Raw genomic sequence first — 14519 nt, 5'->3', positions numbered from 1 at the left:
TGAACCAGGACCATTTCGGGACCCGCGTCGCCATGATCTGTGCGGCTTCATAGAGCAGTGGCCGAAATTGCCGAGCGTGTCCGCTTGCCAGGACCAAAACAACCATCATTGAACGATCATCCGCAGGAAACGAAACAGCAGATCGACCGTCCTGTCGGGCATGTCGACGATCTCCGTCCGCACGCCTGAGCGCATCGTGCAGTCCTGAAGAATCGTAACTTTCTATGAAAAACCGTAACTAAAGTCGATCTTCCCGAAATTCAATGCTTGGCTCGTGTGGCGGCCGCTCCGCGGGCTCGGCGCGAGCTTCAACGGATTCACACGGTCAAATCAGGTCGACGGGGTGTTTAGACGGTTTGAGCAGGGAACCGAACGCGCAGCCGCCTAACAAGAAGCGAGAGTGCTACGGCCCCGCCAGTCGCCGAGCCAGCACTTGAAACCTTCGCGCCGGCGATCGGGACCGATCGCTCGCCACGACGGAGGCTTGCGAGGAGCCCGTCTGCCGCGGAATACCGCGGTCGGCACGCTGCTTCTCGATGATCGCTCTATGTCACTCGTCGGCCACTTCGGCCGACCTGACTCTTCTGGCAGGGGATTTTGTGTCCGGCTTTCAGGATTGTCCGGACCGCGCCCAGTCCATCACCGGTGTTGGTTCAAACCAACACCGGTGGACGCAGAGGCGAATCTCACCAAGAGCGTAGGGTCAGGCGCAGCCGGGTTCGGAGAAAACATCGATGAAACGTCAGCAGCCAGTGCCGTCGCGGATCAGTCTTTGAATACCATCGTCGTCAACAATCAAAAGGGCGGTGTCGGCAAGACAACCCTTGCTGTGCATCTGGCCTGGTTCATGGCGGAAGCTGGCCACCGGGTTCTGATGATCGACGTTGATGCGCAGGGCAACGCGACAGACACGCTTAGGCAGCATGCCGGATCGACCTCGGCGGCTGATCTCTTCCAACCGGCGGCGCGGATTATCGCTGGCGAAAGCAATGGCATCACATTGGCGCCGGCCGACAGCTCCTTGACGGATGTCGATCGCGGCAACGCTGCCGCCGTCATGACCCTGCAGCAGAACCTCGCCAGCGCGTCCGAGCAGTTCGATATTTGCGTGATTGATACGCCGCCATCGCTTGGTCTTCGCAGCGTCGCGTGCCTGGTTGCGGCCACGCATGTGCTGGCGCCGATCTACCTGGAAGACTATTCCGTAAAGGGCGTTAAAGGTCTGATGCAGACCGTGATCGGTGTTCAACGGCGGTACGGCCGCCAGGACATGACATTTCTCGGCTTGTTGCCTTCGAACTTCAACACCAAGTCGCCTCGGCAACGAACGCATTTGGAGCAGTTGTTGCGCGAAGCGGGCAGGTACGTGTTTCCGGGCCAGGTCGTTGCTCGTGACGGCTATGCCGAAGCCGTGGCGGAACGCATGCCGGTGTGGCGTCTGAAGCGACGGTCGGCGCAGGAGGCGGGCCGGGAAATCCGCGCGGTTCTCGCGAAGATCGCAGAACGGCTTGATGAGGAGACGACTGATGACGCTCGATCTCAGTTTTAAGGAACTCGTCGACGCCGCTGCAAACCCTACCGCAGCAACCGGGCGGCCGCTCCTGGTCGCGATCGACTGCATTGACGAAGACCCCGATCAACCACGCCGCAACTTCAGCGAACAGGAGCTGGAGGAGCTTTCACAATCGATTGGCGAACATGGCGTGCTGCAACCCATCATGCTTCGCCGTTCCAATGAGGATGGACGCTTCGTCATCGTCATGGGGGCGCGCCGGTACCGCGCTGCGCGGCGCGCGGGGCTACGTGAAATACCTGCGTTTGTTCAAGACGTCGGTTTGCCGGACCGATATGCGCAGATGATCGAGAATATCCAGCGCGATGATTTGCGCGCGCCTGAGATCGCAAGGTTTATCGCAGGCCGAATAGACGCCGGCGATACCCAAGCGGAGATCTCGCGTAAGCTAGGCAAGCCGAGAGACTGGGTGTCGCGCTACGCGTCGGTTCAAGGCATGCCGGAGTTCCTCCGGACGCGACTTGAGGGCAGTTCGATCCGTGCTGTCTATGAACTCTACCAGGCTTGGCGCACGCGTCCTGACGAGATCGAACAGGTATGCGTGACGCAGGACAGCTTCACCGACGCGCAGGCTCGGCAACTGGCCCGGGACGTGCGCGCGGAGGGCGGCCGCGCCAATCCCCGGAACGAATTGCCTGCTGGACAACCTCGATCCGAAAAATCCGATTCCCTCCCGGAAACAGTGCTCCCGCGCAATACTGCGAACGGCCGAGAATCACCAACCGAGGATCAACCGCCAAAAGCTCGCGTCGTTTCACAATCGAGGTTGGCAACACCGCTGGCAATCAGGGTTCGGTATCAGAACAGGGCCGGACAGCTTGTTGTCGATCGACTCGCGACGCAGGGCTCCCGTCACGCCGTGGTGTTGGTCGACGGTGCGAACCACGCAGAAGAAGTTCCGGCGTCGGCACTGACGATTGAGGAGATCCTGCCGAGATGAACTCGTTCGACACTTTCGTAGCCGCGGAGACAGACAATCGGCGTGTGCCAGCGGAGCGACTTTCTCATCCGAAGGATGGCGCGTTAGCGCAGCAGCCGAAGGCCGAACGCGCTCCCCATAGCGCTGTAGTGAGAGCGCAGGCTGCTGGAAAGTCGCGGTCCACATCGCCGATGTCAGTTAGTGCCTTCGTTTCCTTTGCCGACGGATCGGTGTTCGCGATGGCTACTCCGCCGCGGGCCCGCCGCGAGCAGAATTCGGCAGAGGGGGTAGGGGCCGTCGATGGCTTTGCCCTGGCGAGCCCTGAACACCAAGAGTATTGGTTTGAACCAACAGCAAGAGGCGCATTTTTTTGCTTTCTAGTGCAGGATAGGCTTCGCGCCAGCGATGTATTACATCGCGATTGGGATTGGAGTGCATGGCTCTGATCTCGCTTCGCGTCTCCGACGAAGTCGCGGCGGAGTTCTCAGTTCTTGCAGCTACCCAGGGCGGCAAATCCGCGCTGCTGCGGCGTCTCATTGCTGATGCACTCAATGCACCGGCGCGGCGCGGCTTGGCGTTGCCGGTCGGACGGCCGGAGAAGGTGACGGTACGATTTCGCGAGAGCGAGATGCGGCAGCTCGCGGAAGTTTCACATCAGCGTGGCATGACACGAACCGGCTGGATCGTCGCGCTGGTGCGCTCGCGATTGGGGTCGCCAGTGCAGTATTCCCCGGACGAGCATGCCGCGCTTCGCGCTATCGTTCGCGAGCTCAATCGGATCGGCGGCAACATCAACCAGATCGCGCGCGCTGCAAACACCAGTGTGCTGCAGGGCAGGTCGGTTGAGCCCGATCTGTCCGCACTTCAAGAGGTCAAATTGGTCATCGAAACAGAGCTCGCGCAATTACGTAATGCGCTGCATGGCAACGCTGATTATTGGGATGGGCGGTGATGAGTCGACGCTACTCGCCGCGGCCGACCGACCCGGCCTCCGAACTTCCGCCGATCTCGTATGTCTGGGAAACGCCCAATCGGCGCCCACGGCGGGCCGAGTGGGATATCCCCGATCCGGCCGCTCCCGGCCGCCTTACGCCGGTGATGCGTGCAAAGCTCGAACGCATCGTGCGCCGAGCACCAGAGGTGATGGTCAAGATCACCGGCCGGACCAAGGGTGTGGCGCATCTTAAGTCGCACCTCGCATACATCACGCGAAACGGCGAACTCGGTGCGGAAACAGAGCAGGGCGCGACGCTGGCGGGTCGATCCGGATTGAAAGATCTGCAGCAACGATGGGAGGATGACGCTGGCCTCGACAACAAACGCCGCCGCGATGGGTCGCTGTCGATCAACATCATTCTGTCGATGCCGGCTGGCACCGATGCCATCGCAGTCAAGGATTCAGCCCGGGCATTTGCTATCGAGACATTCGGCTGCAATCACGACTACGTCTTCGTCCAGCACCTCGACGACAAACATCCCCACGTGCACTTGACCGTTCGGTCCCTCGGCCATGACGGCAAGCGCCTCAACCCCCGCAAGGCGGATCTTCAGGCCTGGCGGGAACGGCTTGCCGGCGAACTCCGACTTCGCGGGATCGCGGCGGAGGCAACGCCGCGGCGAACCCGCGGACGGGTTCGAAAGGCCGATTGCGGGGCGGTGCTCGCTCTGCGCAAGCGAAAGGTTACACCCGATGTCGATCGGCTCGCCCGTAAGGAAGTGCTTTCGGAGGTGAGGGGCGGCAGGACTGCCAAACATCCTTGGGACGAACAGATTAAGTCACGTCAGGACGCGATCAGGCGGCGATATCTCGACTATGCCGCCGAGCTACAGCGCTCTGGAGTGGCAGCAGATCATGTGCTCGCGCGCCAGATTCGGCAATTCGTCAAGGACATGCCTGCTGCCGAAACTCGCCGGCATGCGCTGAAGGACGAACTTTCGGAGCTTGCCAATAGCCGGCGCCGCGGCGCGGAGCGGGGCGTCGATGCCGACCTGCGCGGGCACAAGCGAGACGATGAGCGGACAAGATAATTGGACCCGGAGGATCAGATATTCCTCGAACTAGATCTGATCTCCGGCGGCTATCGAAGCATCTCGAACGCATCCCATTTTTGCTTCAATGGCGGGAAAGGTTACCTACGAGCGTTGCAGTCAATTTCTCCGGCGTCGAATTTCGTCAGGGCGATCTGGTCAGTCTCGTACACTAGATATTGTTGGAACCGGACTGCCTGCTATCGGATCCATACGCAACGCTTCATGAAGAGAGATCTGCTTGCGGGCGAGGGAGTTCCAAATACCGCTACGGTGCCCTGAACGGCATCAGAAAGCAGGCGGAGCGGGAAAGCTCAAGGAGCGAAACTGACGAGAGAGCGCCGTCGCACATATCAAGTTCAGCGCCGTGCCACCGTTTCCGCGCGCCACGGCTGCCTGATGCAGCGGCAGCGCGGGATGCACTCGGCGCGCATCTTCGCCCAATTCGCGGCCCCTTGGTTGGCGAGGTTTGACGGTGAAAGCTAGAATTCCTCCTCGTGCATTGAGCGGCTTTCGGTGAAGTACTCAACCTTGGTCAGGCGACCGGCCTGTCCAAGCGAAACGATGGCGAACCCGTGCTCATATGCGCCGTCGCTCACGTTGAGCTGTGTTCCATCTATCAACGCAGGCGGGTTGGCGATGCCCTTTAGTACGTCGTAGGGCTTCTCTTCCGCGAAGATCGGGATCGCTCCGTGACCTATGCACCTCCCGCGCTCAAGCCCAAGATACGTTTGATAGATGCATAGATTGTGTTCGTGTCCCCACAGCCATGCCGCAATTTTTCCCTTGGCTTTCAAACGGTCCAACAACTGCAGGAGGTTCGGGTTGTAGGCCAGAAGGCTGCCGTCGTTCCTCGGCTTGCCGATCTGGGAAAATGCCGAGAACAACTGGTGGTGCGAGACCAAGATGGTTTGTCCCGAAAACTCCGCAACGCGTTGCTCTAGCCATTGCTGTTCATCTTCCTCGACGAACGTCAGCGCGTCGGTGACCGAGATCGGACTGTAGTCATGCAAACCGGTGTCCATCGCCAGTATCTGCCAGGCCGAGTCCGATGACCTTAGACAGAAGAAGCTCGCATTCTGCGCCTGGTTTCCGGCGTTGAGGTTCCTGGCGAGATCGTAATAGCCGAGCCCACCGCTATACATGTCGTGATTGCCGGCCAATGTGAATACCGGCATAGAATCGTCGAAGATCGATCTGACGACGTCGACGAAGTTCGTCCTACACTCCGCCGGCGTGCCGGAATAATAGATGTCGCCCAGGTGCAAGACGACATCGGGCTTCTGGTCCTTGATCCTCGACAAGATGCGACGCGCGGGCTGAGCGCCGGTGCCCCAATCACCGAACACCGCAATGCGGGCTCCGGCCGCGATCGGTATCGTGCGGGAGCCGACGTCGGCTGCGCGGACGTACGGAATTTTGCCTCTGGTGCCGTTCACGCCGAAGAACTTCGCATACTCCGTGAGCGTGGAAGCCCACTTCGGATCGCAGGTGCCGCCTGTCATCTGTTCTTCGATACGAGCCGCTCTTGCCGCGTCGCCGCTGACCAGCGCCTCCAGGTATCGGAGTCCAAGACTGGCGCAGATCTTCGGGATGTCGGCGATACCCTCTTCGGTATCCGGGATCTCGCTGCCGTTGTTCGCCCTTACCGCCGCGACCTCGTTGACGGCCTCCATCAGCGGGTCGGCCTCCTCGGCGGTAGTCTCGGTAGTGGCGTCCTTCGCCTTCTGCGAGACGTAGTCGGCGGCTGCCGATTGGTACACTGAGAGGAAGTGGTCCCGAAACGTCTTAATGTCGCTCATTTCCGATCCTTCCTTGAGACCTTGCCGATCAAAACGGCCACCGCCATTGCCCTGCCGAGGCCTGCATGGCGAGCCATATTTGAACGTTGCCGATGATGATCGCAAGCAGCCATTGGGGTAGCTTGGAGAGCATCTCCAGGACCTTCGCCACGCCATCGGCGTCGATCGCCTGCGCTTCCGTAGCGACATTCGTTCTTAAAGCAGTAGCGAGCGCCTGGATCGCCGACGCGGCCAGCATAGCGGTGCCAGCGGTGGTCAGGACCGTTCCTGATAGGACGAGAACGATCGTGAGGAGCGTAGTCACCGTTGCTCCTACGACCGTTTTGGTTTCCGCTTTCGCTTGGCGCCGCTGCGGAGCGAGACATTGACGCCGCGGGTGGTCGAGTACTGATCGTTGTCTAGCACGATGGAACCGAAGCGGACGCCGGTCATATCGGTGATGTCGGAAATTGGATACATGAACGGCACCAATTCATCGGATGGTGTGTACTCCCACTCGACGTCGGAGAGATCCTGTTCGAGCATGAAGCCGAAAGTTGCGCACCCATCCGCCGTACGCGCGACGACGATCTTCCAGAACTTCTCCGGTATCCTGGCTTTCAGGACCGTCGCTCCGTCGCCCACTCCGGTAAAGACACGATCGTTGTCCGTCAGCACCGGACCGGCGAAGACGCAGAGCCGCTCGCTTGCCGCTTCGGAAAGAACGTTGTTCTCCAGGTCGCCCCAATTGGCGTCGCCCAAGTTCGACCTGTTGAACTCCTTGACCTGAGGGGAGCAATTCGTCACGTGGTAGGTATCGCCATTCGCGCGGCGAAGCTCATCATAGGTTTTACCCCAAGCAACGTCGTCGCGCCGAACGATATGGCCTTTGTCGAAGGCTTTCCGATCCTTGTTGTAGAAGACGTCAGGGATCCTTGAACAGCCGAAGCACACCCAGACAGGTCCGGAATCCTTGTTCGGGATGAGGCCGATTGGCCAGAATGGCGAGGACGAGACCCTCAGTGTTTAGCCCGATCGATCGTCCCCAGCGACGGAACCGCTCGGGAGTCCACTCGGCGTAACGCCGATGCGCGCTGGGCATGTGGTCGGGATCGGTGCCGTGCCGGCGGCCGCCGTAGCGGCGCTGGTGAGCCGCAACACGCGAACCCCGATGGAACAGCTCGATGGTCCGGGTGGTGGCGCGGACGTCGACCTGCTCCCGGATCAGGCCGTGTGGAACTGAGTAGAAGAAGCCGTCGATCTCGACATGATAATCGAGCGAGACGCGGGCCACGCGCCATTCCGCAAACTGATAATCGGCGTCCGGCAACGACGCCAGGACCGACATCTCGACCGTCTCGAACAATTGACGGCGACTGACACCGAGCCGGCGCATGATGTGCGCGTTGATCCGCTCCAGCGCAGCGGCAATGGCTGCGTTCGCCTCGGCCAACGAGAAGAAGGTCTGGCGACGAAGCCGCCCGAGGATATAGGTCTGGGCAAACCGAACCCCGGCCTCCACTTTTGCCTTATCCCGCGGCTTTCTTGGCCGTGCCGGAAGGACGCCAACGCCGTAATGGGACGCCATCATCCCGTAGCTGCGATTGATTTCAGGGTCGTAGAACGAAGCCCGGTGCACGCCGGACTTCAGATTGTCAGGGACGACGAGGCGCGGCACCCCGCCAAAGAACCGGAACATCCGGACATGGGCCTCGATCCAGTCCGGAAGTGTCTGCGTCCAGGTCGCCTCGGCGTAGGTGTAATTCGAGGCGCCAAGCACGGCGACGAAGATCTCCGCATCGCGTACAACCCCGGTTTCGCGATCAACGATCATGATCTTCTTGCCGGAGTAATCGACAAAGACCTTGTCGCCGGCCGGATGGTCCTGCCGCATCGTCGGAGACAGCCGCCGGTCGAATTCTCGGAATAAATCGCAGAACCGGCTGTAGCCATAACCTTCCGGGTGGACCGCCCGGTACTCCTCCCACAGCACCATCAGATTGACGCCAGGCCGCTTCAGCTCACAGGCCAGCGAGGCCCAATCCGGCTCCCGGCGCCGGCGAAAGCCGCGCCTGACGCCGGCATGGGCAAACAGACGTTGTTCAAGAACGGCGTCGGTCAGATCGCCCGCCAAAGGCCACGCCAGCCCGGCAGTCGAGGCACGCTTGAGGTTGTCCTGGATGGTGCTGCGCGCCACGCCGAGCGTGCGCCCAATCTCCCGGGCGCTCACCCCATCACGGGCAAGCCGCAGCATCTGTCGTATCTGTCGCATGGTCAGTTCTCTCTTGGCCGGCATCCGCTTCCCCACGTTGATCAACGCGGGACTTGATGCCTGAGGGACTGATCCAAACGAAAACGCCGACTTCCAAAAACCCGGCCGACTTCAAATCGGAATGCCGGCCGGCTTCAAGTCGGAATACCCGGCCGGAATAAATCGGAATCCGCATCCAGCGTTCGTGGTGCGCGCTGTGGAGATGGGCATTCAGGGATATGTCTCAAAGAGCGATGATCCCCGTCTCCTCGCCAAGGCCATCCGGAAGGTTGCAGCCGGGGAGCGCTTCGTCTCACCGCGTCTGGCTGAAGCGACAACCTTCGCGGGCGCGGCGATCAAGGCCAGTCCTTTGACGCAGATGAGCCCACGCGAACTCGAGATCCTGAGGCTTTTGGGTCGTGGCGACCGAATCTCAGAAGTCGCGTCCGAACTCGGCATCTCCTATAAAACCGTTGCCAACACGACCTCCATGCTGAAGTCCAAGCTCGGCGCTAAAAATCACTCCGACCTTGTCCGGATTGCAGTCGAGATCGATTTGTACCGGTGAAGAGTCGTCGACTGGGATCCCTTTTTTCGGCAGTTTTCGCGCAATATCGACATCGGCGAGCGTTCCGCTCACCTGCTTAAGAATCGAATTCTCTTTGATAGTTTTACGGCCGGCCGAAGGGTATTCTACGGGATAAAATGGCTTTTGAAGAGCAGCGCTTCACTCCTCGATTGCACAAGCGGGATCACCAGCAATCACCTTCAAGCTGCAGCCCCCTCCCCGTACTTGGAGCGGTAGACCTCTGACGGACCGCTAAGAGGCGAATATGGAGCTGTCACTAACTGGTTGAACTCATCGTCAGAAGCGTCCGCACGAACCCATTATGACAATTAGGAACGCAATCAGTCGAGCGGAGTTAAGTCGCCGCTTCGCATGCTGTGCGCGAGGCCTAGCGAAGGAAGCCCATGCGTCGCGTTCGACTTGTGATAGCAGATCGACGTCCCATTGTTCTGCAGGGTTTTGCATCGCTGCTCGGAGCGCAGCCCGATTTCGAAGTAGTCGCATGCTGTCTTGATGGAGCAAGTTGCCTTGCGGCCATTCGCAGTTTGACCCCCGACGTGGTGTTACTGGAGGACGGATTCACCGATGTAACCGCCTCCGACATCCTCGCCGTCGCGGACGACGAAGGTCTTTCCTCCCGGCTGGTGTTCTTCACTGCTACTGTCGCCTGCGGCGATCTCGCCAGGGCACTGGCGACCGGTGCTTGCGGCGCGATTTCGATGAACGCCAAACCAGAAGCGCTGGTGCAGTCCCTGAGGCTGGAAAAACCGGGGTCCGACCTGGCTAGGGTCGGTAACGAGGCTAATGGGATCGCCTCGTTCGGCAATAACGTTCTGGCGGTTCTGACCGTCAACGAGCGGACGATCATGGATCTCGTCGCCGAAGGTTTGTCGGACAGTGAAATTGCTCGGATGCTCGGTGTCTCTCTGGAGATCGTGAGGATTCACATCGACCACGCGCGACAGAAGCTCGGAATCAACAGCCGGACGGAGCTCGCCGCGCTGGCATTGTCCCGCCGTTATGGCGCGATGAGTATCCTGGCAGCTGCGATCCTGGCAGCATTGGACGATTCGCCAGGTCACGCCGCAACCGAAAGTTTCACGGTCATGCCCGCAAACGGCTGCGCGGAGGTCGTCACCATCAAAATCAGCCGCAAGGAAGCAGCATCAGGAGGCACCCCGGCCAGAGGCGTGAGTAAGGACCGCGCCGGCGCCGCAACTGGGACGTCATCGAACAGCAAAATCGTCGATCCCGTGGCCGAGATTGCCGCGAGCCTATTTGCGCAGGCAACACTCAACGCGCCGAGGCCGGGTTCGAGCAGCTACAGCATCTTCACAGTTGCAGCTTTCGCCGCCTTGATCTACGAGCTCGATGGTGCCAACCACGCCGTGCGGGCGTTCGATTTCGACGATGAAATCGTCAATTCATCTACCGCAAGCGACGCCAACGGACTGGCCTCCGCACTTCCCGGGTTCGCAAATTTCGGCGGCACGGCCGTGTACGATGGGGCGTTCGCATTCGAGTTCGCTCAAGGCGATACAATTGCCAAAGGCGGTGGCGAGCTTTATGTCGGCAATGCCCATGCGGAGGGTGGCGGCAGCGACCTAGAAATCACTATTCCGCGAGGTTCGGGGACCGTTGACGTTGTTGCGGCGGCCACGAACGAAGCCTCGCAGCGTGACCCAACGCAGACAGGTCGGGATAACGGGTCCAATCAGGATCGATCGCAATCGGACTTGCGCGCTTACGACAACAGCTCCGAAGCTGCTAAGCGCAAAGCCCCGGGAGACGATTTAAATTACGGTTTATCGCAGAAGGCGCTGCATGAGTCCGACAACAGTTCCGGAGCAGCCAAAGGGCACGCCAAGCATGAGGCCACGGGAGACGGTTTAAATCACGGTCAATCGCAAAAGGCGCTGCATGAGTCCGACAACAGCTCCGGAGCCGCCGAGGGGCACGCCAAGCATGAGGCCCCGGGAGACGGTTTAAATCACGGTCAATCGCAAAAGGCGCTGCTTGAGTCCGACAACAGCTCCGGAGCCGAGGGGTACGCCAAGCATGAAACCGCGGGAGAAGATTCGAATAGCGGACAGGCGCACGGCGATTTGCAGGCTTTCGAAGATGGCTCCACGGCCGGCAAGCAACACGCACAGCATCCACAGGCAGGTGATTTAGATACTGCCAAACCGCAGCGGGATATACCAACATCCGTAAATTCTGCCAACGACGCACATTCGTAAACGGTACGAGAGGCCCACGGAGCCACGGACTTGGTGCGGACGGCCTACGCACCGCGCTTGAAGCGTATAGGCATCCAGAACTGCCGGAGGGCCTCGACGGTTGCTGGAATGTTGCGCCAGGCGTTTTGGATGATGGGCTGCGTTCCCAGCGTGCGCCGGGCCGGGGGTAGCAAGGGTCGACCGGCGTCGTCGATGCAATGGACCAAGATCGGCCGCAGCATAAGGTGTTCGGTTCCATTCGGGGGGAGAAGCCGCGACCAGACGAGAAGCCGAAGCTTCATGACGGCGTAGAAGCCCATGCACCAGGGCTGCGGGTCGACTTCGCCGTCCGGTGATCGCACGAACAGCGGCTCGAAGCTCTCCGGTCTCGTCGACAGCGTCTCGCTGATAGCGTTGTGGCGCATCAGCGTGGCGGCGATTGCCGAGAACTCCTCGGTGTCGTGATTGAAGGCGTCGGGATCTACGCCGAGGAGCGGGCACACCCATTCCTCGGACGCCATCGAGACCGGCCCGGCGACGACCGCGGCCACCGCGCCATCGAGCATGGAGAGCGACGTCGCCCGCGGATGCCGAAGCGTCGGCGACCTGGCGCGCTTGCTGATCCATTGCCCGAGCCGTTCGAACGACATGGCATAGTCCGCCATCGTCGTCTTGCGTGCTTTTCGCGTTCCCCGCCCTTGCTTCGGCTTCGTCATGCCACGGCCCGCTTTTCGGCTTCGCGTGCGGCCTTCCAGTTCCAGGCCAGAAGTTCGTGAAGCTGGTTGGTCTTCGTGGCGCCGCTCACCATGCGATCGAGAACGTCGACGAGATACGCCTCGGGGTCGAGGCCATTCAATTTCGCTGTGTTAAGAAGCGAAGCGAGTATCGCCCAGGTCTCGCCCCCGCCTTCGTCACCACTGAACAACGAGTTCTTTTTTCCGATCGCAATTGGCCTGATCGATCGTTCGACCGTGTTGGTGTCCGGCTCGAGCCGCCCGTCATCCAGGAACGTCGTCAGGCCCTGCCAGCGTTCGAGCATGTAGTCGATCGCCTTGATGAGCGTCGAGCGGCGGGAGATCCCGTCCTTCACCGCGATCAGACGGGCCCTCAACGCCTCCATCAGCGGCTTCGTCTCGGCCTGTCGCGTCGCGCGGCGTTCCCCAGCATCGAGACCGCGGATCCTCTCCTCGATCGCGTAGACGGCCGCAATGCGCTCGATGACCTCCGCGGCGAAGGGTGAGTTCGTCGTCTTGTGCACCCTCACGAAGTTGCGGCGCGCGTGAACGAGACAATACGCCAGCTGGATCTGGCCCGACATCATCGCATCGCCCGCCAGCGAGGCGTAGGCGGCATAGCCGTCGACTTGCAGCACGCCTTCGAAGCCGGCTAACTGCGCCACGATCTCCTTTTTGCCGCGACCACCTGCGAACACGTAGGCGACCGCCGGCGGCGCCGGCCCCTTCCACGCCCGATCGTCCGTCGCGTGCGCCCAGAACTGGCAGATCCTCGTGCGGCCGCGTCCCGGATCGAGCACTGGCATCGGCGTCTCGTCGCAGAACAGCCGCTCGAAGCCGTGCATAGTCTTCAGTTGCAGATCGTAGAGGCCCCTGACCAGCCACGCCGCGCTCCCCATCCAGCGCGCCAGCGTCTGACGGTCGACGACGACACCCTGACCCGCCAGGATCTGCGTCTGGCGATAGAGCGTCGATTGCCAGGCATATTTGGCCGCGGCGATATGCGCGATCAGCGCCGTCGTTGCCATGCCGCCCTCGACGAGCCGCGCCGGTGCCGGGGCCTGGACAATCGGGCCCTCACAGGAGCGGCAGGCGTATTTTGGACGGATCGTGCGGAGCACGCGCAGCCACGCGGGAACCCGATCGAGCGCTTCGCTGCTCTCCTCGCCGATCCGATGCATCTGACCCGTGCAGCACGGGCACAGCGTGGACGCCGGCTCGATCACCCGCTCGACCCGAGGCAGATGCGCCGGCAGCGCGCCGATGTTGCGCTTCGCTTTGCGCCGCTCCGGCCGCGGCGCGTCCGGTTTGTCGTCATTGGCCGGGAGCTGTGAGCCGGCGGTCCGTTCCAGATCAAACGCGATCTGTTCGGCGCAGACGATCGCCGCGCGCTCCGATCGTGCGCCGAAGATCAGGCTCTTCAACGTGGCGATCTCTGCGCGCAGATCATCGTTCTCGCCTTCGAAAGCCAGCACCATCTCGGCAAGAGCCGCAGGGTCAGAGGGGAGATCTTCGGGGCGAAGCGCCATATCGCAGAGCTACACGAACGCACTCGCAATCGCCAGCAAAACAAGACGCTTCAGGCAACCTTCGTCGGCCGCTTCGTCACCTTCGGGACCACACGCGACCACTCCGCAAGACCTTCAATCAGCATCGCCAGTTGCGCCCCCGTCACCGGCATCGTACCCTCGCGAACAGGTGGCCAGGCAAAGCCCCCATTCTCCAGCCACTTCGTCGCTAGAACCATTCCCGAGCCGTCAAAAACCAGTAGCTTCAAACGATCCGATCGCTTCGATCGGAAGACATAAACGTCACCGCTGTAGGGCTTGCCGCCTAATCCCTCCGCTACCAGCGCGACAAGGCCATGAACGCCTTTACGAAAGTCAATCGGCTGCGTCGCGACGAACACACGGACCATTGGACCGAAAGAGATCATCGCGTCGATCTCACCGCCGCCAGCACGCGCTCCAGCGTCGCGGCGTCGACGCCGACGGGCACGCGCACCGTCGCGCCCGCGATCATCACCTCGATCCGCTCGGCCGGATCCGTCAGAACATGCGCCTTATCGATCGCGTTCGGCTGCGCCTCGACGGCGGCCTGGAGCCTGACTTGCACGAACTGCGGCGCTTCGCTCGACGCGAGCCGCGCCTGGCGCCGCCACACACTGAGCAGTCCCCGGTTCACCCCGTTGCGTCGAGCCACCTCGGAAATGCTCGTCTCCGGATCGGCACTCTCGGCCACGATCCGCGCCTTCTCCGCATCGCTCCAACTGCGCCGTCGCCTCTCCCCTGTGATCACCTCGATCCGCTGATAGGAGGCGGCATCATGCCCGTCTTGATGTCTGTCTTGATGCATGGAACGAGCGTCCCTCGCGTTGTCAAATCCACGCGCGAGTCTCGCTCATCCCGTCCACCTAAACGAGGTGGGGTCGTCGTACCGCTATCGC

13 protein-coding genes and 1 pseudogene are annotated in these 14519 nt (G+C 61.2%); 6 read left to right on the top strand and 8 right to left on the bottom strand.

The genetic code is table 11. The features are described from left to right. The first annotated feature begins 772 nt into the window (after positions 1 to 772). From ACVJ19_RS43540 to ACVJ19_RS43525, 4 genes are all read left to right on the top strand, one after another. Positions 773 to 1549 carry a ParA family protein gene (locus tag ACVJ19_RS43540; RefSeq protein WP_284279128.1) on the top strand — a complete coding sequence of 259 codons (777 nt, stop codon included), beginning with the start codon at positions 773 to 775 and terminating at the stop codon, positions 1547 to 1549. Next, positions 1527 to 2513, top strand: a complete 987-nt coding sequence (locus tag ACVJ19_RS43535; protein WP_453955353.1) for a ParB/RepB/Spo0J family partition protein — start codon at positions 1527 to 1529, stop codon at positions 2511 to 2513. The genes ACVJ19_RS43540 and ACVJ19_RS43535 overlap by 23 nt, the downstream gene beginning before the upstream one ends. A 415-nt stretch (positions 2514 to 2928) precedes the next feature. Further along, complete coding sequence (locus ACVJ19_RS43530; RefSeq protein WP_284279130.1) at positions 2929 to 3444, top strand: plasmid mobilization protein; 516 nt, start codon at positions 2929 to 2931, stop codon at positions 3442 to 3444. Next, positions 3444 to 4520, top strand: a complete 1077-nt coding sequence (locus tag ACVJ19_RS43525) for a relaxase/mobilization nuclease domain-containing protein (protein WP_284279131.1) — start codon at positions 3444 to 3446, stop codon at positions 4518 to 4520. The genes ACVJ19_RS43530 and ACVJ19_RS43525 overlap by 1 nt, the downstream gene beginning before the upstream one ends. 482 nt (positions 4521 to 5002) lie before the next feature. On the opposite strand, the gene ACVJ19_RS43520 is transcribed toward ACVJ19_RS43525, so the two are convergent. Genes ACVJ19_RS43520 through istA form a run of 4 tightly spaced genes read right to left on the bottom strand, consistent with a single transcriptional unit; the run spans position 5003 to position 8597 of the window. Next, positions 5003 to 6322 carry a metallophosphoesterase family protein gene (locus ACVJ19_RS43520; protein ID WP_284279132.1) on the bottom strand — a complete coding sequence of 440 codons (1320 nt, stop codon included), beginning with the start codon at positions 6320 to 6322 and terminating at the stop codon, positions 5003 to 5005. A 28-nt stretch (positions 6323 to 6350) separates the two neighbouring features. Further along, positions 6351 to 6626: a hypothetical protein gene (locus tag ACVJ19_RS43515; protein WP_284279133.1), complete on the bottom strand. Its 276-nt coding sequence runs from the start codon at positions 6624 to 6626 to the stop codon at positions 6351 to 6353. An 8-nt stretch (positions 6627 to 6634) separates the two neighbouring features. Further along, positions 6635 to 7255, bottom strand: a complete 621-nt coding sequence (locus tag ACVJ19_RS43510; protein ID WP_453955354.1) for a DNA/RNA non-specific endonuclease — start codon at positions 7253 to 7255, stop codon at positions 6635 to 6637. Continuing rightward, positions 7227 to 8597, bottom strand: a complete 1371-nt coding sequence (gene istA, locus ACVJ19_RS43505) for an IS21 family transposase (protein WP_453955355.1) — start codon at positions 8595 to 8597, stop codon at positions 7227 to 7229. The genes ACVJ19_RS43510 and istA overlap by 29 nt, the downstream gene beginning before the upstream one ends. A 142-nt stretch (positions 8598 to 8739) precedes the next feature. On the opposite strand from istA, the pseudogene ACVJ19_RS43500 reads away from it, so the two are divergent. Then, a pseudogene (locus ACVJ19_RS43500) lies at positions 8740 to 9120 on the top strand (LuxR C-terminal-related transcriptional regulator); the annotation flags it as partial. A gap of 404 nt (positions 9121 to 9524) precedes the next feature. Then, positions 9525 to 11360, top strand: coding sequence for a response regulator transcription factor (locus tag ACVJ19_RS43495; protein WP_453955356.1), 1836 nt, complete (start codon positions 9525 to 9527; stop codon positions 11358 to 11360). Between the two features lie 44 nt (positions 11361 to 11404). On the opposite strand, the gene ACVJ19_RS43490 is transcribed toward ACVJ19_RS43495, so the two are convergent. From ACVJ19_RS43490 to tnpA, 4 genes are read right to left on the bottom strand one after another with little or no spacing between them, the layout of a single operon-like run. Beyond that, positions 11405 to 12055, bottom strand: a complete 651-nt coding sequence (locus tag ACVJ19_RS43490) for a UPF0149 family protein (protein ID WP_063712394.1) — start codon at positions 12053 to 12055, stop codon at positions 11405 to 11407. Further along, positions 12052 to 13602: an IS66 family transposase gene (gene tnpC, locus ACVJ19_RS43485; protein ID WP_035681142.1), complete on the bottom strand. Its 1551-nt coding sequence runs from the start codon at positions 13600 to 13602 to the stop codon at positions 12052 to 12054. Before tnpC ends, ACVJ19_RS43490 begins: the two co-directional genes overlap by 4 nt. Before the next feature lie 50 nt (positions 13603 to 13652). Next, positions 13653 to 14009, bottom strand: a complete 357-nt coding sequence (tnpB, locus tag ACVJ19_RS43480; RefSeq protein WP_018273742.1) for an IS66 family insertion sequence element accessory protein TnpB — start codon at positions 14007 to 14009, stop codon at positions 13653 to 13655. Next, the gene (gene tnpA, locus ACVJ19_RS43475) at positions 14006 to 14428 is read right to left on the bottom strand and encodes an IS66-like element accessory protein TnpA (protein ID WP_424578819.1); all 423 of its coding nucleotides are present in this window, start codon (positions 14426 to 14428) and stop codon (positions 14006 to 14008) included. The genes tnpB and tnpA overlap by 4 nt, the downstream gene beginning before the upstream one ends. Positions 14429 to 14519 lie beyond the last annotated feature (91 nt).

The sequence above is a fragment of the Bradyrhizobium sp. USDA 376 genome (genome assembly GCF_054063675.1).
This window is presented reverse-complemented; position numbering and strand designations above follow the sequence as displayed.